The sequence below is a fragment of the Streptomyces sp. JNUCC 63 genome, assembly GCF_054366325.1.
Genome location: NZ_CM135963.1, coordinates 8,166,663 through 8,186,483 on the forward strand (window position 1 = coordinate 8,166,663; position 19,821 = coordinate 8,186,483).

Below are 19,821 nucleotides of genomic sequence, written 5' to 3' on the forward strand. Positions count from 1 at the left end.
TAAAACCATCACGAATGCGGTGTATACCCATCCGGACGTGATCGACGCGTATGTCAGGTCGGCCACCCAACGTGCTTTTGTGAGGGTCTCCGGCCCGGTCGGGTCGTAGGAGGAGAACGGCCCGTGGTGGGTGTGTGGGTGCCGACAACCCTGTCACCTGTGCTGAGCTGCGGTTTCAGGGTCACGATGTGATCACATCGAAGGTGCTCGTGAGTCCTTCGGCGCAAGCTCGGGACGTGTGACGTTCCGTCTGGTCTACCGATTCGGCTGCCTCTCGGCTGGCTGCGCCTGCCGGCCCGCTCCACCAGGCGTGATGCGTGCTCATCCCGTGAGACCGAGTTCGCGTAGGGCGTCGGCGGGGTGGTTGCGGTAGTGGTCGTGGGCGGCGGCGTTGTTGGTCCATCCGGCGAGGTGGGCGAGGCTGATCGCCAGGCTGCGGAAGGTCGCCGGCGCGCGGGGCAGGTTGCCGGTGCGGGCCCGGCAGGCGTCCTCGCCGAAGGTCACATCTCGTACGAAGTGCTGGGCCTCGATGGCCCATTGGCCGCGTACGCAGCGGGCGAGGGTGGCCGCGTCGGCGGTCTGGGCGGGGGCGGTGGTGATGCCGAGTTCGGCGTCCGCGTGGATCTTCCCGTCGCCGCGGCCTGTGGTGTATCGCTCCACGAGCAGGGCTCGGGTGGCGTGGGGGAAGTTCACTTGTCCCGGGGCCAGGGGCTGGACGCGGACGATGCGGATCTCGTGACGGCCGCTGTTGGTCTCCTCGGTGCGGACCACGGTGATGTGCGGGTTGGTGCGCTCGTCCCAGTCGAGCGCGTCGAGCTGGGCGAACAGGGTGGAGCGGTTCTCCTTGACCGGGAAGAGCCCGAAGGCGCCGCGGGAGTGCGGATAGTGGGCGTGGTCGGCGACGGTGTGCAGGGCATCGGCGGTGACGATCGCGCCGGTGATGTCGGCGATCAGGTCCAGGGCGGCGGTGAAGTGAAGGGTCTCGTGCGGCTTGTGGCGCATTTCGCGCTGGGCGAGCATCACCCCGGGATCGACCTGGTAGACGCCGAGCAGATGCAGCTGCAGGCCCGCCTCGTCGCGGGCGCCGCGGACCGTCTTGCCGTCGGCGGCCAGCTGCAGCACGGGCGGCTCGCCGGCGATGCCCGCGAGCGGGTCGGCCGCGTGGGCCTGCACGAAGGCCCCGACAGCCGCATCCAGTGCATCGGCGTCGACCCGGGCGAGCGTGCGGGTGAGGGTAGTGGCCACCGGCAGCCGGCCGGGGTCGCCGCCGGGGACCTCGAGCGCGGCCAGGACGCCGGCGCCCTGGCCATTCGCCCAGCGGATCACACCGCGCACCGAGCGCACCCCGCACAGCGTGGCGCAGGCGAGAAGGCCGAGCAGCATCGGCCAGGCGTGCGTGACCAGGTGCGGCGTGCGTGGGTCGGGCACCGCCCGGACCGCCTCCAGCAGCGACGGGAGTCGTTCCGGCGTGCACAACTCCTCACCGATGAGGTCGAGTTGCTCGGCGAGTTGACGGGAGGCGGGCAGGGTCGGGCAGGATGGCATGCGGGCGCGGCCTTCACGATCATGCTGAGTGGTATCAACGTGATCATGGACGGTCGCGCCCTTCGCCGTTCACCCAGCCCCTGTCCAAGACCCGAGCACGCATCACGCCTGCCCGCTCCACTGCGGCCAAGGACGTCGAGATCTTGGTGCTCCGCCAGCAGTTGGCCGTCCTCCAGTGCAACAGTCCCAAGTCGGCCTTCACCCGCGGGGACCGCGCGGTGCTTGCATCCCTGGTCCGTTTGCTCAGTAAGTGTCACCGTTCGGCGCTGAAGCTGCTGGTCACCCCGCGTACCGTGCTGCGCTGGCACGCGAGGCTGGTCGCGAAGAAATGGACCCATCCGCACCGCCGGTCAGGCCGACCGCCCAAGCCCGAGGCACTGCGTGCTCTGGTGCTGCGCCTGGCGCGCGAGAACGACGGATGGGGCTAGGGTGCGTTTCAGAAGTGGATTTTTACATATCAAGATCCACTTCTGGAACGCACCCTAGCCTGAGTGCCTTCCAAGGGGCAGAGTGGGCGGGGAGGCTACGGGACTGCTGCCCACCGAGTGCCGCACTACCATCCGCAGCACCCTGGACTGGGTCATCGCCCATGCCACACCACGGGAGGCGGCATGACGGCGCCAACTCCCCGTTATCGCCCCCGCCCTGGATTGCCCCACGGCTAGGGCGTGCCGGTGCCCTGTCGATTACGACCCGTGTGCTGGCTCACGATCATCACGATGATGCCGGTCAGCAGAAGCGCGATGCCGGACGCGGCCCCCCACTCCCGGATGTCGGGGCCGCTGATCACCAGCCCGAAGACCACCTGCCAGCACAGGGCGAAGGCAAGCATCAACTGACCCCAGCCGTAGAGGCGAACGCGGCGAACCGAACGCCGGTTCCAGGGGAGCACCCAGCCACGGGTAACCGCCGCTATGCCCGAGGCGGCGATGAGCAGCGCCAGCAGAACAAGAGGTGTGGCGAGATAGAGCCTCATGGTCCCTTCCTGCACGCCGGCCCCGCGCCAGGCGTCGCCGTGATCATGACACCCCCGCACGCCGCGTCCACGCGCTTCCATAGCCCACGACACCATGGCAGACGAACCGTATCCCGGCTCCACCGGCGGCCAAAAGCTCGAACGGCAGCTCGACGCGCTCACCGCCGCCAGGTGCCGGAAGATCTTCGCGGACAAGAAGTCCGGCAAGAACGCGCTCCGCCCGGAGCTGAGGGCATGCCACGCCTTCCTCGACGCGGGCGACACCCTCGTCGTCCCCTCGCTCGACCGCTACGGCCGCAGCCTCCAGAACCTCATCAACATGGTCGCCGAACTGCGCGACCGCGGGATCGGCTTCGCCTCGCTGCACGAGAACCTGGACACCACCACGCCCGGCGGCCGGCTCGTCTTCCACGTCTTCGCCGCCCTGGCGGAGTTCATCCGCGAACTCATCGTCATCGGCACCAACGAGGGCCTGGCCGCCGCCCGCGCCCGCGGTCGCGTCGGCGGACGCCCCACCGTCGCCACCGAGGAAGTCATCCGTGCCGCCCGCGACCTGCTGCCCGACCCCGGCCGCTCCATCATCTTGATCGCCAAGCTGCTGGGCGTCTCCCCGGGCACCCTCTACAACCACATCCCGGACCTGAAGGAACTGCGCGCCGGCGCCGTCCCCCGCCAGCTCGAAGCCCCGCGAAGTAGGCGCACCCGAGCAAGATCAATCTCACCGGCACTTTCTGTACCGCAACTACTCACGCCCGGCTCCCGCACGGATGTGGGCGTGATCCGCATCGGTTGTGACGGCTGCTGGTAGCCGCTACGAGTCGTTGACCTGTGGCAATACGAGAGAGAAGAAGGCACCCGCCGGGACGCCGGGCAGAGGTTTCGTTCTGGCGGCGGGCGGCAGGGGCGCGCTGGGCGACGTTCCGGGCGACCGCGTCGACGTCGGGGCGGGCGTACGGCTGCAGCATCGTGACGTCAGCATGTGCCGTCCACATGGGGGCGGGCCAAGTGGCGCAACGGGGAGGTCTTGTCCCACACGTGCCAGCGCGCACCGCACACGGGGTCGGTTTCGTAGGTCACCTCCGCGGGGAAGCCGTCGACCCTGACCCGCTCGGCGAGCGGACCGGAGAGCACCCTGCCGCATCGGGGGCAACGGTCCGGGGTGCGCATGGGGTACATGCCCATCGTTGTTCCTGTTCCTGGTCCTGTTGTCTCGGCGTGCGTGTTCGCGGGCTTCGGCGGCCGGTCGCGGGTCCGTCAGGCGGGCGGCCAAGTGACGAAGCTCCAACCCCTGTTGGTGAACGCCGTCCATCCCTGGACGTCCGTCGCGCCGCCGTCGCAGGACAGCAGACGCCAGGCGCCGGGGGTCCAGGCGAAGACCGCGTCCTGGCCGGAGCACCGACCCAGTTCACGCGCCGCCGAGTCGTTCAGGCCGGCGATGGCGACGCTCTGCTCGATGTGCGTGCCGTGCGCATCGCCTCCCGCTGCGGGCCACCACGCGAGCCCTCGCCGGTCGAGCTCGTCGAGGAGCAGGGCCTGGGCGCGGGCGTTGTCCTCGGCGGGGGCGGGACGGCCGTGGGGGTCGCACGCCGTGACGACGTGGAGGGCGGCGGTGCCGGCGGGTTCCGGGAGTTCGGGGAAAGGGCCCTCGGCCGTGCCTCGCGGACGCGGTTCGACCCGTACCGTCCGATCCGGGAATCGGATGTCGACGACCGTCCGCCGGTAGAGTTCCCAGTTCGGGGGTGTGGTCGCGGCGTCGGTGACCTGCATGAGGGCCTCCTGTGGACGAAGGACCCCCTTACCCACCGGCAGGGAGATCGGTGCTCGCTCCCACAGGGCCGTGGGAGCCGGTCCTCGGCGCGATCGGCGTCGTGACCGAGCGGAACGATGCCACACCACCGGTCAAGGGGCAAAGCGTCGTGGATCACATTGTGCAAGATCCGGACGGGTGTTAGCTTCGCGCCCGGTCACGAGTTCCAGCGTCAAGCCCCGGCTTGCTGGACGACATCCGGCTCGCCGCGGATGCCCCGGGTGACGACCGGCCCAGCGCGCGGTGCGTTGGGAAACCGCAGATCACCGGGGTGCGGACGTGCACTACCGGGGTCCATCGACTCCGGAGGGTTGACCGCCCGTGCCCGTTTCCGACGCGATCCCCGAAGTGCCGATGGGGCGGCAGGCCCAGAAGCCTGAGCCGACGCCCGAACCCGCCGTGTCCGCAGTCGCAGAGCCGGGCCGCGCGGGCCTGGTGACCATCGGCCTTGACGCTGCCCGGGCGCTGTTCTGCACGGCCGAGGCGAGCGGCTCCGGCCGGCCAGGAACGGACGAGATCTTCGACCAGTGGCTCGACAGCGGATTCGACGTCGCCTTCTACCGCAGCGCGGACCGACCCCTTCAGGCACGTGCTGTCAGCCAGGGGGATCGCGTTCCCGGGTCGCTGGCCAGCAGCCGTATCGGAAAGGCCCGGTTGGAGTCGGTCTGCCCCAATCCTCGCCGGCGCGCACCCGTCGGGCCGCAGGAGCCGGACCCGGTGTCTGCGGAGGGCGAGGAGGCCGACGGAACAGCTGCCCGGACGGGTGCCGGCATGCCCGGCACCCGCTGGGGAGACGAGGAGGACAAGCGGCGGTACGCGAAGGTGGAGTACCAGGAGGACGCCGGCTGCGTTCTGACGGTCGTGGACGACTTCACCGAAGGAACGGGGAAGGAGTCGGCCTATCACCTGGGCGGCGACATCAGCTCGTACACCGACGGAGATTGGTTCGAAACGCTCACCACCCTCACCGAACTCGCCCGGGCAAGGCTGGAAAGGGAGGGATGGGCCCCGGACGGCCCATGGCAGATCCAGTGGTCCTCCAGCTCGTGCGACGTCACGAACCCGCCGTACGAGACCCTTGAAGTGTTCGAACAGTACGGCTTCGATCCGGACGAGATCACGCAGCACTACGTGTGCATCTACAGCCAGGGCAGCGACGGCTATTACACCGTCGAGTTCACCGCGGAGCACCGGGGAGAGGACCACGTCATGTACCTCCAGCTGGAGTTGGATCCCGGCAGCAAGGAGCCGGGCAGCGGCAGTCTCGAAGAACTGCGGAGCCACCTGGAACAAGCGACGGAACGGGTGCGGGAGGCCGGCTACACCCCGCTCGATGGCGACTGGAGCGTCCACTGGACACGCTGCCACGTGCCTCTGGCCGAGCTGTGAGCGACTGACGGCCCCAGGCCGCGGTGTCCTGTGCCCTGTTGTTTCCGTCCAGCCGAAGGGCGGAGAGCGAGCAGCTCCCGAGTATGCGACATCCCGCGGGTTCGTCCTGGCTTTCATCTCCCGTTGCCGCAGGTCAGCCCGGCAGACGGGAGCGATGGATCAGCGTAGATCGTGATGGACCTTCGGGATTCCTGAAGAGCCATCAGGATCCCTGCGCAGACGCACAGGCCGAGGGCGACGAGGTGCTTGGTCAGGCCCTGTGTCGAGGAACCGAGGGGCACGGCGGACTGTGAAGTCGGTCCGGGGCGCGGTTCCGGTCTTCCGACCGGCCCGTTTCCCCGGGCCGCTTCCCGCACCCGGCGTGCCCGTTTCCGGGCACCGGGCGCTCCACAAGCCCTGTCATGGGCTTCTGTGAGTCCTCATCCCGTGACCAGCCAGGGAGTTGGGATCTTCGCTCCCCGGTATCGGTAGCGTGTCGTGCCTACTTTCGCCGGATTGAACAGTGATCGTTCCTCCGAGGCCGGCCACCAGACACCGCCCTTGTAGTAGCGGCGGCGCAGGTCCTTCCAGCTGGACCGGCGGTGTTTGCGGCGCAGCCATCGGCCGACCTGTTGCCACGTGTAGTAGCTCAGGTAGCCGAAGGAGGCACTGGACACGCCGGGGCGGAAGTAGACGCACCAGCCCTCGAGCGCCGGATTGAGCTGGCGCAACAGGGCATCGAGCGGCTGGCTCGTGTCCATCTGTCGGCAGAGTGTCCTGACCTCCCTCTGAACGGAAAATCCCAGATCAGCGGGGCAGGCGGCAGCGTCCGTTCGGCGCCAGCCGGGCGGACGGGCTTGGAGCGGTTGTGGTGCTCAGCCCACAGCTTCCACGGGGGTGAGGGTGACCTGGTGGCCGAGGGTCTGGAGCTGGCGGACGAGGGCTTGGGTCTTGCGGACGGGGTTGGCCAGGCGTTGGTGATGGTCGGGCCCGAGGTCTTCGAAGCGGGCGGCGGGATCGTTGATGATGTGCCAGACGATCACCAGCATCGACCGGGCCACCGCGACGATGGCCTTCTTGTGTCCCCGGTGTTTGACGAGTCTGCGGTAGCGGGCTCCGAGGAAGGTGTCGGTTCGGGCCGCGGCCATCGCCGCTTCCCCGATCATCCCCTTGAGCCACGGGTTGCCGTGCCCGGTGGGCCCCGAGGTGTTCTTGCCGCCGGACTGGATCGTGCGAGGCGCGAGCTTGGCCCACGACACCAGGTGGCCGGAGGTCGGGAAGACTCGCATGTCCGGGCCGAGTTCAGCAACGATCACCTCGGCTGCAGTCCGGCCGATCCCGGGGATCTCGTCCAGACGCTCGACCAGCGATAACAGGTCCGCCCCGCCGGTACCGCCCGGGGCACCGCGGGGCCGGCCTGTGCCCCCGTCCGCCTCCGGCAGACGGATCCCGGCGAGCTGGGCGGTGATCCGCTGCGACAGCTCGTCCACCTGGACGGTGATCCGGTCGATGGTTTCCAGCAGCAGCCGGCACAGGTAGGCATGGTGATCGTCGAACTGGCCGGTCAGTGCCTCCACCAGCGCATCGTGCTTGGAGACCAGCCGGCCACGGGCGAGACCGGCCAGTGCTTGCGGACTTCGCTCCCCATCGATCAGCGCCTCCAGCATGGCGCGTCCCGAGACGCCGAAGAGGTTGGTGGCCACCGACGAGAGTTTGATCTGTGCGTCCTCCAGCACCTTCTCGATGCGCTGCCTGTTACGGCTGCGTTCGCTGATGAAGACCGAGCGGAGTCGGGTCAGGTCGCGCAGTTCCCGGATCGGCTTGGGCGGCACGAAGGAAGGCCGGAGCATGCCCCGTTCGGCGAGCTTGCACAGCCACACCGCGTCGAGTTTGTCGGTCTTGGGGCGGCCCGGGACGTTCTTGACGTCGCGGGCGTTGACCAGCCAGCATTCCAGGCCGCGGGCTTCGAGGAGGTAGAACCACGACTTCCAGTAGCTGCCCGTCGCCTCCATGACCACCCGGGTGACGCCCTGGCAGAGCAGGTGATCGCCCAGTTCCAGAATGGCGTTCGTGGTCGCGCCCACGTTCCACACCCGCTGGGTGCGGCGTCCCTCGATCCTTTCGTGCGGCAGACGCAGGCACAGCATCCCGGATGCCTTGGCCACATCGATCGCGGCGACTCGCTCCACCAGTTCCGCTGTCTGGTCGACCGCCTCGGACTCGTCCATCCACGTCCCCTCCCTCACACGGCCCTGCGGGCGGCAGCCACCCGCAGGGCCGTGAGGGGAAAACGAGAATCTGAACGGCGTGCTCGAAGGCGACAGTGCGCGGCCCCTCCGGCCGGCCCCGGCGCCAGACTCTGTCCCGGGCTCACTGTCCCAAAGAGGGAGCGACGTCGACGGGCGGCCACCACGGCCCATTTTCACGCCTGTGAGGCGTCCCCGCAGGGGATATGAGGGACTCTGACACCGTTGGGTGAGACGCCCCAAAATGATCAGATATTGTGGGCGGGCACGACAGGAGCATCACCCGCATGACCAGCACCAATCCTTCCGAGCAGGATCCCGCGCCGCGGCCGAAGCGGCGCCGCTTCTCGGCCGAGTACAAGCTGCGCATCGTCGCCGAGTACGACGCCGCCCCCGCCGGGGAAAAGGGCGCGATTCTGCGCCGGGAGAGGCTGTACCACTCCCACGTCATCGAGTGGCGCCAGGCCAGAGACGCCGGCGCGCTGGAGAAGCTGACCGACCACCGCACCAGCCCCACCCGCCCGAAGAGGCACCCCGCCGAAGCCGAGAACGACAAACTGCGGCGGCAGGTGGAGCGGCTGGAGAAGGAGGTTGCAAAGCGGGATGCCGCGCTGGATGTGCTGGGAAAAACTCACGCGCTCTTGGAAGCACTCTCCGAGAGCGCGGACTGAAGGACGCCCTGGAGCCTCTCCTCCACGAGGCCGTGGAGGAACTGGCCCCGTACCTGGGCATCGTGGCCGCGTGCCGGATCACCGGACGTTCCCGAGCCACCCACCACCGGCGGCTGAACCCGGCCCCGCCCGGACCCAGGACACCGAGGCCGGCACCGGTCAACGCCTTGTCGGACGCCGAACGGCAGGCAGTGCTGGCGTTGATGAACCGGCCCGAGTACGTGGACCTGCCGCCCGCGCAGATCTACGCCCGTGAGCTGGACGAGGGCCGCTATCACTGCTCCGAGCGCACCATGTACCGGATCCTGAAGGAGGCCGGGCAGGACGGCGAACGCCGTCGTCAGGCCACCCACCCGCCCCGCACGGTTCCCGAGCTCGTGGCCGACGGTCCCTCGCAGGTATGGAGCTGGGACATAACGCGCCTGGCCGGCCCGGCGAAGGGGATCTGGTACCACGGCTACGTGATCCTCGACATCTACTCCCGCTACGCCGTCGGGCACACCGTCGAGGCGGCCGAATCTGCCGCGCGGGCAGAGGAGTTGATCCGTGAGGCGATCGACCGCAACGGCATCGTGCCGCACACCGTGCACGCCGACCGCGGCACCTCGATGACCTCCAGGCAGGTCTCCCAGATGCTCCTCGATCTCGGCGTGACCCGGAGCCACTCCAGGCCCAGGGTCAGCAACGACAACCCGTTCAGCGAGAGCCAGTTCCGCACCACGAAGTACCAGTCGGACTACCCCGAACGCTTCGATTCCCTCGCCCATGCGCGGGAGTGGATGGACGCGTTCGTCTCGCACTACAACCACGTCCACCGGCATTCCGGGATCGGCTACCACGCCCCCGCCAGCGTCCACTTCGGCACCGCCGAACTCGTCCGCGAGCAACGGGCGGCCACCCTCACAGTCGCGTTCGAGCAGCATCCCGAACGCTTCAACCGCCAGCCGGTGCCGCCGAAGATTCCCCAGCAGGCGTGGATCAACGACCCCGCCCGACGAAGCGAACCACAGCAACACAGTTCATAGCTGCACATTCGTTTCATTTGACTTGACAGCTACCGCCTTGCCCGTCACAGCCTGCACGGCCTTGCGTGCGGGATAGGTGTAGACGTACTGCTTGGACGTGCCTCGCTTGCGGTGGCGCTGGATGTGCCATCCGAGGAAGTCGAGGCCCTCGTCGATGTGGGTGATCAGAGTCTTCTCCGGTGACAGGCGCAGGCCCATCACAGAGAGGAATCCGGCGATCTCCTCGCGCAGGACCTCAGCGTCGGCTTCGGTGCCTGAAACGACCAGGCACCGGTGAGTCGGCGGCGGGGGAGATTCCCGCCGCCGACTCACCCGGTGGTGCACTGCACCACCAAGTACCAGGCCCGCAGGGTCCTGGCCGCGCTGCACGAGCGGATGGCCCAGGTCGGACTGGAACTGCACGCGGACAAGACGAGGATTGCGTACTGCAAGGACAGCAACCGGCGCGGTGCCTTCGAGTACACGTCGTTCACGTTCCTGGGGTACACCTTCCAACCGCGTGCGGCCCGCCGGAAGGACGGGGTGCAGTACACCTGCTTCCTTCCGGCCGCCGGCAAGGACGCCCTGAAGAAGATGAACGCGGTCGTGCGGTCCTGGCGGCTGGACCACCGCGTCAGCAGCACCGAAGCCGACCTCGCACGCATGATCAACCCGGTCGTGCGGGGATGGATGGCCTACTACGGGGCCTTCCACCGCTCGGCGCTGACGCCCCTGCTCCACCGCATCAACACCTACCTGCTGCGGTGGATCAGAAACAAGTACAAGAAACTGCGGGGATGGAGAAAGGCCCTCGATGCCATGCGCGCCGCTGCCGCCCGTCAGCCTCGGTACTTCGCTCACTGGATCCGGGTGAAACCGGCCGTCAGATGACCAGAACGACAAGAGCCGTATGACGGGAGACTGTCACGTACGGATTCTGTGGGAGCCGAGGGTGAGATCCCCTCGGGCTACCTGACCTCCACGCGCACGGCATCCCGCCCGCGCCCGAACGGCAGAGCACCACCTGGGCCGGTTTCCTGCGCAGCCAGGCCGACGCACTGCTCGCCTGCGACCTCTTCGAGACCCGCACCCTGACCGGGGCGCGCCTGTACGTCTTCGCCGTCATCGAGCACTCCAGCCGGCGCGTCCGGATCCTGGGCGCCACCGCACACCCGTCCGCGGAGTGGATCGTGCAGCTCGGCCGCAACCTCGTCATGGACCTGCAGGATGTGGGCAGTAGGGCCAAGTTCCTGATCCGGGACCGCGACTCGAAATTCACCACCGCCTTCGACGCCTTGCCGGCCGACGCCGGGCTGAAGGTCGTCACCAGCGGCGTCCGGATTCCGCGAATGAACTCCCTTGTGGAGCGCTGGATACAGACCTGCCGCAGGGAGCTCCTGGACCGCACTTTGATCTGGAACCAGAGCCACCTTCTGCATGCGCTCTGCGAGTTCGAGTCCTTCTACAACTGGCATCGACCCCACCGAGCGCTGAAGCAAGCCGCGCCGCTTCGCCCACTACCCGAACCGATCACCACCCCAGCGCAGATTAGACACCTGGAGATCCATCGGCGAGACCGACTCGGCGGAACCCTCCACGAGTACCAACATGCCGCCTGAGCAGCCCGGATGATTAATCGGCACCCGCAGGGCTGCATGAGGCTGCCCTCCCGGGTGCCGCCGTGCACCAGCACGGCGCCGGCTGCGACTGCGTCATCGACCATGCACCGCGCCGGTCGCGGTCTCCGGGTCGACCAGCGGGGTGATCTGGGCGTTGTTCCGCGGATCGCCGACCGTGAGCCGTGCGGCCCTCTCGGTGATCCGCGCGACCAGCTCGTCGGCGATGCTGTCGACCGCCAGTACCCGTTTGACGGCCGTGCAGTGCTGGCCGCTGTAGGAGAAGCCGCCGACGACGATGTCGGCGGCGGCCGCTTCCAGATCCGCGTCGGCGAGCACGATCGCCGGGTCCTTGCCGCCGAGTTCGAACAGGAGCGGGACCATGCCGGCCTTACGAGCCAGATCGACGCCCGTCCGGGAGGAGCCGGTGAAGGTGATCAGGTCGATGTCGCTGTGCTGGACCAGATGATCCCCGATACGGGAGCCGCGGCCGGTGACCACCTGCAGGACCTCGGGCGGGACTCCGGCGTCATAGGCGAGTTCGCACATCAGGAGCGCGCTCAACGCCCCCTGGGAGGGCGGCTTCAGCACTACCGCGTTGCCGGTCGCCAAAGCGGGCGCGATCTTGGAGGCCGCGAGGTTCACCGGGTAGTTGAACGGGGGGATGGCAAGGACGGTACCCAGCGGGACGCGGTGGACGACGGCCAGCTTGTCGCGCCGCCGGCCGGGGAACGCGTCGGAGAACTGCGACTCTCCGATGATCCTTTTCACGCCCTCGGCGGTGTGTCGGATGTAGTCGGCGGATCTGACGACCTCGTCCCTGGCCTCCTTGCAGGGCTTGGACACCTCCATCATCAGCACGTCCCCGATGTCCGCGGCGCTCTCCGCCAGCCGGTCGGCGAACCGGTGCAGCAGATCGGTGCGGTCGGTCAGGGGCCGGGCTGCCCAGCGGGGCTGGGCCGGCGCGCGGACGCAATGACCAGGTCGATCTCCTCACGTGTGAATTCGTGGGCACCCCCGACCACGGACCCGTCGACCGGTGACACCACCGGTAGGGCCTGGCCTTCGTCCGTTTCCCGCCACCGGCCGGAGAGCCTGTACCGACTCCCCGATGCGCTGATCGTTTTGCCTGCCACCGTCATGTCCGACCCTCCGTTGTGGGCACGCTCCGGTCGGCGCGGAGTGTCCGGCGGAGCGCTGCTGGACCGTGACATCATGATGAGATATAACGTTGAACGTCAAGGATGTATTTCTTGGGTGCCGTCTCGCGCGGTCCGAAGAACTCCAGCGAGGAGTGAGCATGTTCGACCGGTACTACGACCAGCTCGCCGTCGGCGACAGGCGTGAGTTCACGGGGTGACCATCACGGAGACGCGCGTGGTGAACTTCGCCGGCGTGGCGGGCGACCACTTCGGGCTGCACATGGACGCCGAATACGCCAAGACCACGCCGTTCAAGCGGCGGATCGCTCACGGGCTGCTCGTGCTCTCGTGCGGTGCCGGCCTGATTCCGTTGCTGCCGGACCTGTCATCGCCTTCCTGGGCGTGGAGCAGGTGACCTTCAAGGCTCCGTGTTTCATCGGCGACACCATCCATCCCGTGATGGAGGCCGTGGCGAAGAAGGACAAAGCGCCGGGAGGTGTGGTCACCCTTCAAGAGGACATCCTCAACCAGCGTGACGAGGTCGTCGTCTCGGCGCGCAGTGCCATCCGGACCGGCTCCGATCCGGAAGCGTCCCGGCGTTGAGCGTGCGATGCGGGCCGGACTGTCGAGGGGGTCGGAGTAGTCTCCGGTGGAGCGCTCCCAAGGAACTCCGGTCGGCGTCCGCGCCGACAGCGGGGATTGATACCCTTAACGGGTTCCGTCAAATGTAGGCGCTTGGCGCACGTATCTGGAAAGGGGAGCATCATGGCAGCTCGGCGCGCGTCGTCGACGCGCACGCGGTCATCGGCCGGCGAACCAGGCGAGACCACTCGTTCGGAGGCCGACGCGAGCACATCGGGCGGCAAGCCGGCGGACGCCGCGTCCAGGAGCGGTGCGAAGCGCGAGCTCCTCAGCATCGGGGAACTGGCCAAGCAGGCCAACGTGTCCACCCGGACCATCCGCTACTACGAGGAGCTCGGCATTCTTCCCGCTCCCGAGCGCACCTCGGGAGGCACCCGTCGCTACCCCCGCGACTACATCTTCTACGTCGAGGGCGCCCGGACCCTCAAACAACTCGGGTTCGGACTCGAAGAGATCGCCGAACTGGGCCAGTTCGCGCTCACCGGTACCGCCGCGTCGGCGCGGACCAAGGCGATCCTCAGGGAGAAGCTGTCCGAGCTCGACCATCGCATCCGGGTTCTCAACCGCCTGTACGAGCTCGTCAACGAAGCCGCTGCGTCCCCCCGTTCCCACAGGTCTCCGGTGTCGGAGCTGTTGCGCTGGGTCGGTCAGGGGGAGGACGACGCGAACCGCGAGGCGAGCTGACCGAACGCAACCTCTCAACCGCCGGAGCTGCCGATGGAACGCAACCTCTTCGAACCGGAGCACCATGCCTTCCGGGACGCTGTACGTCAGTTCATCAAGCGGCATGTCACTACCGAGTACGACCGCTGGGAGGCCGAAGGTCTGGTCGACCGAAAACTGTGGCGTGTGGCGGGGGAGTCGGGTTTCCTCGGCACTTCCGTCCCCACGGAGTACGGCGGTGGGGGCGAGGCGGACTTCCGCTACAACGCGGTACTCGTCGAGGAGTTCGCGCGCTGCGGTGCTGCCTCGCTCAGCTCGGGCTTCGGGCTGCACAACGATGTCGTGGCGCCGTATCTGCTGGAGCTGGGGACCGAGGAGCAGAAACGACGCTGGCTGCCCGGCTTCTGCACGGGTGATCTCGTCACGGCGATCGCCATGACAGAGCCGGGCGCGGGCAGCGATCTCAAGGCGGTGAGCACCACCGCGGTGCGTGACGGTGACGCGTATGTGCTGAACGGCACGAAGACGTTCATCACCAACGGCATCCACTCCGACCTCGTGATCGTCGTCGCGAAGACGGATCCGGCGGTCGGCGCGCGCGGCATCAGCCTGCTCGTCGTGGAACGGGACATGCCCGGCTTCCGCCGCGGCCGCAGGCTCGCCAAGGCAGGCATGCACGCGCAGGACACCGCCGAGCTCGTCTTCGAGGACGTCCGGGTGCCGGTGGGGAACCTGCTGGGCGAGGAGAACCAGGGTTTCTCCTACCTGATGCGCAACCTGCCTCAGGAGCGGCTGTCGATCGCGGTCGTCGCCGTCGCCGTGGCCCGGGCCGCGTTCGACTGGACGGTCCAGTACTGCCACGAACGCAAGGCGTTCGGACAGAAGATCGGCAGCTTCCAGAACAGTCGGTTCAAACTCGCCGAGATGGCCACCGAGATCGAGCTCGCCCAGGTCTACGTCGATCGGGCGATCCTGGAGCTCAATGCGGGAACGCTCAGTCCGGTCGAGGCCGCGAAGGCCAAGTGGTGGACCACTGAACTGATGAAGCGCACCACCGACACCTGTCTCCAACTGCACGGTGGATACGGGTACATGGACGAATACCCGATCTCCCGGGCCTGGCGCGACGCCAGAATCCACACCATCTTCGGCGGCACCACCGAGATCATGAAGGAGATCATCGGCCGGGACCTCGGATTCTGAGCCGTGTGAGGAAACGGACGCGCCACGGCCGCATGACGTCCAACCCAGGCGGTCCCGCGGTCAGACGCACCGCGCGAGTTCGTACGCCTGCCGGGTGGCGAAGGAGATCCGGCGCGGCGCGTAGGCGTCTCCCAGGACGTGCAGCTCCGGCACCCGGCCCCGTAGCTCGTGGTGCAGGAGGGATTCCGCCTCTCCGCCGCAGGCCAGGACGACCGAGTCGTAGCCGGTGTGTTCGCGGGCGGCTCCGGAGTAGACGTGGCGGGAGACGACCCGGTCCGGCTCGATGCGGGCCACCCGCTCCATCACCTCCACCCGCGCGCCCGCGGCCGACAGTTTGGCGAGCGGCGCGCCGATCGAGTACTTCCCCACCAGCGGGGCGATCGCAGGGGTCGAATAGAGCACCGTCACCTCCCGCCCCAGGTCGGCGAGGTGGCCGGCGATCGTCAGCGGCTGCATGTGATCCTCCATCGCGACCACCAGCACCCTGCGGCCCACCTCCGTCCGGCCGAGCAGTACGTCGCGGCCCTCGGCGACGAACGGCAGGTCCACTCCGGGCAGACCGGGACGGCGGGGCCGTGCGCCGGTGGCCACGGCGACCACGTCGAATCCGGCGTCCGCCACGGCATCCGCCACTGCGGCGTGGCCGAGCTTCACCTCGACGCCCAGTTCGGCGAGGCGACGTTCCTGGAAGGCCAGGAAGTCCGCGTACGCGGCATTCTCCGCAGCCCGTGCGGCGACACGCATCTGCCCGCCGACCTCGTGCTCGCGCTCCCACACACTGACGCGGTGGCCGCGTTCGGCCAGGAGCGCGGCCAGTTCGAGCCCCGCGGGGCCCGCGCCGGCCACCAGAACCCGCTTGGCCTGCTCGGCGCGGGACAGCGGCGGTTCGCTCTCCCGCCCCGTCCGGGGATTCACCGAGCAGCCGAACCGCAGTCCCTCCACGACGACCCGGTGCAGGCAGTCGTTGGTGCCGACGCACGGCCGGATCCGGTCGGCGCGTCCGCCACGGGCCTTGGCGACCAGGTCGCCGTCGGCGAACATCGCCCGGGCCATGCCGACCACGTCGGCGTCCCCCTCGTCGACGACTCGGGCCGCCGCGTCGGCCGTCGCGATCCGGCCGGTGTAGACGACCGGGAGGCCCAGCGTCTCCTTGAAGCGACGGGCGAGGCCGGACCACTGGGCGACGGCATAGTGGTGCGGCTGGATGTAGCTGGGCGCACCCCAGTTGTTGCCGACCACGCAGTGCAGATAGTCGATGGTGCCACTGGCTTCCAGGTCGGCGGCGATGGCCAGGCCCTCCTCGAGTCCGTAGCCGCCCTCGAAGAACTCGTCCATGTTGAGCCGCACTCCGACGGTGAAGTCCCGGCCGACCTCCCGCCGGATCCGGCGCAGGATCTCCAGCAGCAGCCGCATCCGGCCGGCCCGGTCACCGCCGTACTCGTCCTCGCGGTGGTTGGTGGCGGGGGAGAGGAACAGCTGGAGCAGGTCCTCGTGGTTGGCGTGCAGCTCCACGCCGTCGAGACCGGCCGCCCTGGCCCGGCCCGCGGAGAAGCCGTACTCCTCGACGAACCAGGCGATCTCCTCCCGGGTGAGCACGTGCGGTACCTGGTTGTTGGTGTGGTTGGCCAGGACGCCCGACGGTGAGTGAGGCATCCCGCCCTGCATGATCAGCTGGGCGGAGGCGTAGGCGCCCTGCGCGTGGACCGTTTCCGCGAACAGGGCGGTCCGCTCCACGAACAGCGGATGCCGGAAGACCCCGCGGGTCGTGGCGCCCAGGCCGGTCGGCTCGAATCCGGGGATGACGGTGTTGCCGACGAACGCGTTCAGCCCGCAGATCCAGGCGGCCCCGCTCGCGGCGCGCTCGCGCCAGTACGCGAGATGGGCCGCCGCCTGGCGTTCGGAGCCCAACGGGTCGCCGGTCAGCCGGCCGTGCGGCGGCAGCATGATCCGATTGCGCAGCTCCATGGTGCCGATACGGATCGGCCGGAACAGCAGGCTGTCCTGCTCCTGCTCGGGCATGCTCAGACCTCCTGGCCTTGCGCGGCGTGCTGTCCGGCGAGACGGGCGAACACGATGGCCGGGCCGAGGGTGCCCCCGGCGCCGCCGTACGCCATGCCGGTGGGTGCGGCCATGGCGTTGCCCGCCGCGTACAGGCCCTTGATCACACGACCGTCGACGTCGAGGACCGCGCCGTGGGTGGCGGTTGCCGGGCCGCCCTTCGTACCGAGCGTGCTGGGGTGCACGGGCACCGCGTAGTACGGGCCCGTGGCGAGCGGGGCGAGGGTCGCCTGCGGGGTGCGGTAGTGGGTCCGGTCGCCGCACCAGCCGTCGTAGACGCTCTCACCCCGGTGGAAGTCGGGGTCGCTCCCGTCCCGGGCGAAGGAGTTGAATCGCTCGACCGTGGCGGTGAGCGCGTCGGCGGGGACGCCGATCCGTTCGCCGAGGGCGTCCAGGGTGTCCGCCCGGATCAGCCATCCCGGCGCCTCGGTGCCGGGAACGGATCCGAAGACGCCGTAGCTCTTCACGCAGGCGTCGTCGAGTACCAACCACGCGGGAAGGTTGGCGTAACGGAAGGAGACGACGTCGAAGGCGTGGAAGGCGGCGCCCAGGGCGTTGTAGTTGGCGGCTTCGTTGGTGAATCGCCGCCCCTCGGCGTTGACCATGAGTGTCCCGGGCAGGGTGCGCTCCCGCAGCAGCAGGGTGGGGAACTGAGTGCCGTCGGCGCCCGGGACGAGCACCACAGGTACCCACCATGCCTCCCGCATGGCGCTCAGCCGGGCTCCCAGGCGCATCGCCATCCGCAGTCCGTCGCCGGTGTTGCTCTTCACTCCCGGCGGATGCTCGACCGGCCCGCGGAGGAAGTCCCTGACGAGGTCCTGGTCGTGTTCGAAGCCGCCAGTGGCGATGATCACCGCCCTGCGGGCCCGGATCCAGTGGGAGTGCGAGCCGTGGTCGAACCGGACGCCGGCGACGCGGTCGCGCTCGACCAGCAGTTCGCGTGCCTTCATCCCGGTGCGCGGCTCGACGCCGCGCTCCAGACAGCCCTGCAGAAGGGCTGCGATCAGTCCGCGTCCCAGGCCCTCCAGACAGTCCGCCTCCCGCTGCCGCATCCGCTCGGGAGCGATGACGCCGGTCCCGCCGCCGCTGGGGATCTCACCGATGTACAGGCGTCGGGGTTCCCCGACGATACGGTCCCGCCAGGGTCCGAGTCCGGCTGTGCTCACCAGTTCCGGCTCCAGAGAGCGGCCCCCGTCGGGCATTCCGCCGGGATGCTCCGGATGGTAGTCGGGATAGCCGGGGACCGGCTTCAGCCGCAGCGGGGTCTCCTGCTCCAGCCAGTCCAGGGTGGGCGCCACCTCATCGACGAAGGCCTCCACCATTTCCCGGCGCATGCTGCCGTTGGACAGCGAGTCCAGATAGGTCAGTGCCCGCTCGCGGCTGTCGTCGACTCCGGCCGCCGCGGCATGCCTGTTCGCCGGCAACCAGACGACACCCCCGGAGAGAGCCGTCGTTCCGCCGACGCGCTCGGCCTTCTCGAACAGCCCGACCGAGGCGCCCCGGCTTGCCGCCGCCAGCGCGGCGGTCAGTCCTGCCGCTCCGGTGCCCAGCACCACCACGTCGTACTCGTCCACGTGCCACCTCCTCACGGGGGAACTTACTTGATTACACGCTTGACGTATAGGGTTAAATTTATTCGGGTGGGGTGCAGCACCGGGGGACGCCGCGGGGACAGCGGGCCCCGGCCGAGCTGGGGAGGCGCATCCGATGACCGCTCAACCACCGGAAGCCATCGGACGTGTGGGCGAGTCCGCACCGGCCGTCACCCAGCCCGTGCGGGCCCGGATCCTGCCCGTCCTCCTCGTCATGGCCTCCGCCGCGGTCTCCTACACTCCAGCCGGACTTTTAGATTTCCGCTGGTCAACGGCCTGGCGGTGGGGAGTGTAGCGGGTGTGTGGTGGTCGCGGGACGGTCTTGGACGGGCCGTCCCGCGAACGTGTGCCCGCGCCGCATGCAACGGCAGCGTGCCGAGCAGTCCGTTGTCGTGATCAACGACATGCCGACGAGCGTGTGGGAACAAGAACTCGAAGAACTTTTCCTGCGGACCGGAGCCCGCTTCCCCCGGGTGGAAGCCCGTCGCCGCATGCGGGACTACGTGCGTGGGCTGCTCGGCCCGGTAGGCCGCAAGCGCGGCTGGCAGCTCGCCGAGTACGCCGGCCACGCCACCCCGGACGGCCTGCAGCACCTGCTCTCCCGCGCCCGCTGGGACGCCGACAACATCCGCGACGACCTGCAGGCGTACGTCGCCGAACAACTCGGCGAAGCAGACGGGGTGTTGATCGTGGACGACACCGGCTTCGTGAAGAAGGGAACCACCTCCGCCGGCGCGCAGCGCCAGTACTTCGGCACCGCCGGCCGGACCGAGAATCCCCCAGAGGGGGTGCCCCCAGCCAGATCGGCGTCTTCGCCGCCTACGCCACCACCCGCGGCCACACCCTGGTCGACCGCGAGCTCTACCTGCCCAAGTCCTGGACCGGCGACCGCGAGCGCTGCCAAAGGGCCCGGCGGGAGAACGCGTCGTGGACACTCGCGAGGTAGAGCTTGCCCTCGCCAGTGTCGATCTCTGTCATGTCGTCCCACCACAGCACGTTCGGAGCGATGGCGTCGAACGTGCGCCGCACCCGGTCAGGAGCGGTCTTCCGCTTGCCGGGGCGGGTGAGTGAGCGGCGCCGGCGAGGCGGCTTGCGGCCCTGCGGGCCGAGCTCGGCCATGATCTCGGCGACGGTATTCTGCGACACCTGCCAGCCCCCTCCCACAAATCCAGCGTGATCCTCGGCGAGCCGTACGTCCGGCCGGAGCGGTTGAAGAAGTAGCGGATCCTCTCGGCCAGCATCCTCCGCCTGACCTCGCGTTTCGTCGGCTCGGAGGGACGGCGGCGCC

At 68.8% G+C, this 19,821-nt stretch carries 20 protein-coding genes, 3 pseudogenes and 1 riboswitch; of the genes and pseudogenes, 12 read left to right on the forward strand and 11 right to left on the reverse strand.

Going from position 1 to position 19,821, the window contains the following annotated elements:
- Window positions 1-321 precede the first annotated feature (321 nt).
- Window positions 322-1,545: an ISAs1 family transposase gene (locus ACX25U_RS38020; protein WP_454386827.1), complete on the reverse strand. Its 1,224-nt coding sequence runs from the start codon at window positions 1,543-1,545 to the stop codon at window positions 322-324.
- A 143-nt stretch (window positions 1,546-1,688) separates the two neighbouring features.
- Between ACX25U_RS38020 and ACX25U_RS38025 the strand changes: the two genes are divergently transcribed.
- Window positions 1,689-1,973 carry a hypothetical protein gene (locus tag ACX25U_RS38025; RefSeq protein WP_454386829.1) on the forward strand — a complete coding sequence of 95 codons (285 nt, stop codon included), beginning with the start codon at window positions 1,689-1,691 and terminating at the stop codon, window positions 1,971-1,973.
- Window positions 1,974-2,206: 233 nt separating this feature from the next.
- On the opposite strand, the gene ACX25U_RS38030 is transcribed toward ACX25U_RS38025, so the two are convergent.
- Window positions 2,207-2,521, reverse strand: a complete 315-nt coding sequence (locus ACX25U_RS38030) for a hypothetical protein (RefSeq protein WP_454386831.1) — start codon at window positions 2,519-2,521, stop codon at window positions 2,207-2,209.
- 94 nt (window positions 2,522-2,615) lie between these two features.
- On the opposite strand from ACX25U_RS38030, the gene ACX25U_RS38035 reads away from it, so the two are divergent.
- A complete protein-coding gene (locus tag ACX25U_RS38035) occupies window positions 2,616-3,329 on the forward strand; it encodes a recombinase family protein (RefSeq protein WP_454386833.1) in 714 nt (237 codons plus the stop codon).
- A 164-nt stretch (window positions 3,330-3,493) separates the two neighbouring features.
- On the opposite strand, the gene ACX25U_RS38040 is transcribed toward ACX25U_RS38035, so the two are convergent.
- Both ACX25U_RS38040 and ACX25U_RS38045 read right to left on the reverse strand, forming a co-directional pair.
- A complete protein-coding gene (locus ACX25U_RS38040; RefSeq protein ID WP_454386835.1) occupies window positions 3,494-3,703 on the reverse strand; it encodes a hypothetical protein in 210 nt (69 codons plus the stop codon).
- Window positions 3,704-3,775: 72 nt separating this feature from the next.
- A complete protein-coding gene (locus tag ACX25U_RS38045; RefSeq protein ID WP_454386836.1) occupies window positions 3,776-4,288 on the reverse strand; it encodes a DUF3293 domain-containing protein in 513 nt (170 codons plus the stop codon).
- Window positions 4,289-4,483: 195 nt separating this feature from the next.
- Window positions 4,484-4,593, forward strand: a riboswitch (SAM riboswitch).
- A gap of 56 nt (window positions 4,594-4,649) precedes the next feature.
- Between ACX25U_RS38045 and ACX25U_RS38050 the strand changes: the two genes are divergently transcribed.
- Complete coding sequence (locus tag ACX25U_RS38050) at window positions 4,650-5,717, forward strand: hypothetical protein (RefSeq protein ID WP_454386837.1); 1,068 nt, start codon at window positions 4,650-4,652, stop codon at window positions 5,715-5,717.
- A 419-nt stretch (window positions 5,718-6,136) separates the two neighbouring features.
- Here ACX25U_RS38050 and ACX25U_RS38055 read toward each other — a convergent pair whose 3' ends face one another.
- Window positions 6,137-6,502 (reverse strand): group II intron maturase-specific domain-containing protein, encoded by a 366-nt coding sequence (locus tag ACX25U_RS38055; protein WP_454394696.1) that lies wholly within the window; start codon window positions 6,500-6,502, stop codon window positions 6,137-6,139.
- A 69-nt stretch (window positions 6,503-6,571) separates the two neighbouring features.
- A complete protein-coding gene (locus ACX25U_RS38060) occupies window positions 6,572-7,924 on the reverse strand; it encodes an IS110 family RNA-guided transposase (RefSeq protein WP_454386838.1) in 1,353 nt (450 codons plus the stop codon).
- Window positions 7,925-8,229: 305 nt separating this feature from the next.
- On the opposite strand from ACX25U_RS38060, the gene ACX25U_RS38065 reads away from it, so the two are divergent.
- Together ACX25U_RS38065 and ACX25U_RS38070 are read left to right on the forward strand one after the other, a co-directional pair.
- Window positions 8,230-8,613 (forward strand): hypothetical protein, encoded by a 384-nt coding sequence (locus ACX25U_RS38065; protein ID WP_454386839.1) that lies wholly within the window; start codon window positions 8,230-8,232, stop codon window positions 8,611-8,613.
- A gap of 32 nt (window positions 8,614-8,645) precedes the next feature.
- Complete coding sequence (locus tag ACX25U_RS38070; protein WP_454386841.1) at window positions 8,646-9,638, forward strand: IS3 family transposase; 993 nt, start codon at window positions 8,646-8,648, stop codon at window positions 9,636-9,638.
- Here the strand turns inward: ACX25U_RS38070 and ACX25U_RS38075 are convergent.
- Window positions 9,633-9,962 carry a hypothetical protein gene (locus ACX25U_RS38075; RefSeq protein WP_454386842.1) on the reverse strand — a complete coding sequence of 110 codons (330 nt, stop codon included), beginning with the start codon at window positions 9,960-9,962 and terminating at the stop codon, window positions 9,633-9,635. The genes ACX25U_RS38070 and ACX25U_RS38075 overlap by 6 nt on opposite strands.
- Between ACX25U_RS38075 and ACX25U_RS38080 the strand changes: the two genes are divergently transcribed.
- Together ACX25U_RS38080 and ACX25U_RS38085 are read left to right on the forward strand one after the other, a co-directional pair.
- Window positions 9,954-10,508: a group II intron maturase-specific domain-containing protein gene (locus tag ACX25U_RS38080; protein ID WP_454386844.1), complete on the forward strand. Its 555-nt coding sequence runs from the start codon at window positions 9,954-9,956 to the stop codon at window positions 10,506-10,508. The two genes, ACX25U_RS38075 and ACX25U_RS38080, sit on opposite strands and share 9 nt — an antisense overlap.
- Before the next feature lie 86 nt (window positions 10,509-10,594).
- Window positions 10,595-11,236, forward strand: a pseudogene (locus ACX25U_RS38085) (integrase core domain-containing protein); the annotation flags it as partial.
- A 93-nt stretch (window positions 11,237-11,329) separates the two neighbouring features.
- Here the strand turns inward: ACX25U_RS38085 and ACX25U_RS38090 are convergent.
- Window positions 11,330-12,181, reverse strand: a pseudogene (locus ACX25U_RS38090) (aldehyde dehydrogenase family protein); the annotation flags it as partial.
- A 408-nt stretch (window positions 12,182-12,589) separates the two neighbouring features.
- Here ACX25U_RS38090 and ACX25U_RS38095 point away from each other — a divergent pair.
- The 4 genes from ACX25U_RS38095 to ACX25U_RS38110 all read left to right on the forward strand — a co-directional run bounded on the left by ACX25U_RS38095 (window position 12,590) and on the right by ACX25U_RS38110 (window position 14,883).
- Entirely contained in the window at window positions 12,590-12,790 is a 201-nt protein-coding gene (locus tag ACX25U_RS38095; RefSeq protein ID WP_454386846.1) for a MaoC/PaaZ C-terminal domain-containing protein, read from the forward strand.
- Window positions 12,787-12,978, forward strand: coding sequence for a hypothetical protein (locus tag ACX25U_RS38100; protein WP_454386848.1), 192 nt, complete (start codon window positions 12,787-12,789; stop codon window positions 12,976-12,978). Before ACX25U_RS38095 ends, ACX25U_RS38100 begins: the two co-directional genes overlap by 4 nt.
- A gap of 162 nt (window positions 12,979-13,140) precedes the next feature.
- Complete coding sequence (locus tag ACX25U_RS38105) at window positions 13,141-13,701, forward strand: MerR family DNA-binding transcriptional regulator (RefSeq protein WP_454386850.1); 561 nt, start codon at window positions 13,141-13,143, stop codon at window positions 13,699-13,701.
- A gap of 33 nt (window positions 13,702-13,734) precedes the next feature.
- A complete protein-coding gene (locus tag ACX25U_RS38110) occupies window positions 13,735-14,883 on the forward strand; it encodes an acyl-CoA dehydrogenase family protein (protein WP_454386852.1) in 1,149 nt (382 codons plus the stop codon).
- A gap of 60 nt (window positions 14,884-14,943) precedes the next feature.
- Here the strand turns inward: ACX25U_RS38110 and ACX25U_RS38115 are convergent, their stop codons facing one another.
- Both ACX25U_RS38115 and ACX25U_RS38120 read right to left on the reverse strand, forming a co-directional pair.
- Window positions 14,944-16,902: an oxidoreductase gene (locus ACX25U_RS38115; protein ID WP_454386854.1), complete on the reverse strand. Its 1,959-nt coding sequence runs from the start codon at window positions 16,900-16,902 to the stop codon at window positions 14,944-14,946.
- A 2-nt stretch (window positions 16,903-16,904) separates the two neighbouring features.
- Window positions 16,905-18,515, reverse strand: a complete 1,611-nt coding sequence (locus tag ACX25U_RS38120) for an FAD-dependent oxidoreductase (protein WP_454386856.1) — start codon at window positions 18,513-18,515, stop codon at window positions 16,905-16,907.
- Between the two features lie 509 nt (window positions 18,516-19,024).
- Between ACX25U_RS38120 and ACX25U_RS38125 the strand changes: the two are divergent.
- Window positions 19,025-19,330 (forward strand): annotated as a pseudogene (locus ACX25U_RS38125) (transposase); the annotation flags it as partial.
- 64 nt (window positions 19,331-19,394) lie between these two features.
- Here the strand turns inward: ACX25U_RS38125 and ACX25U_RS38130 are convergent.
- Window positions 19,395-19,679, reverse strand: coding sequence for a hypothetical protein (locus tag ACX25U_RS38130; RefSeq protein ID WP_454394857.1), 285 nt, complete (start codon window positions 19,677-19,679; stop codon window positions 19,395-19,397).
- Window positions 19,680-19,821: the final 142 nt, after the last annotated feature.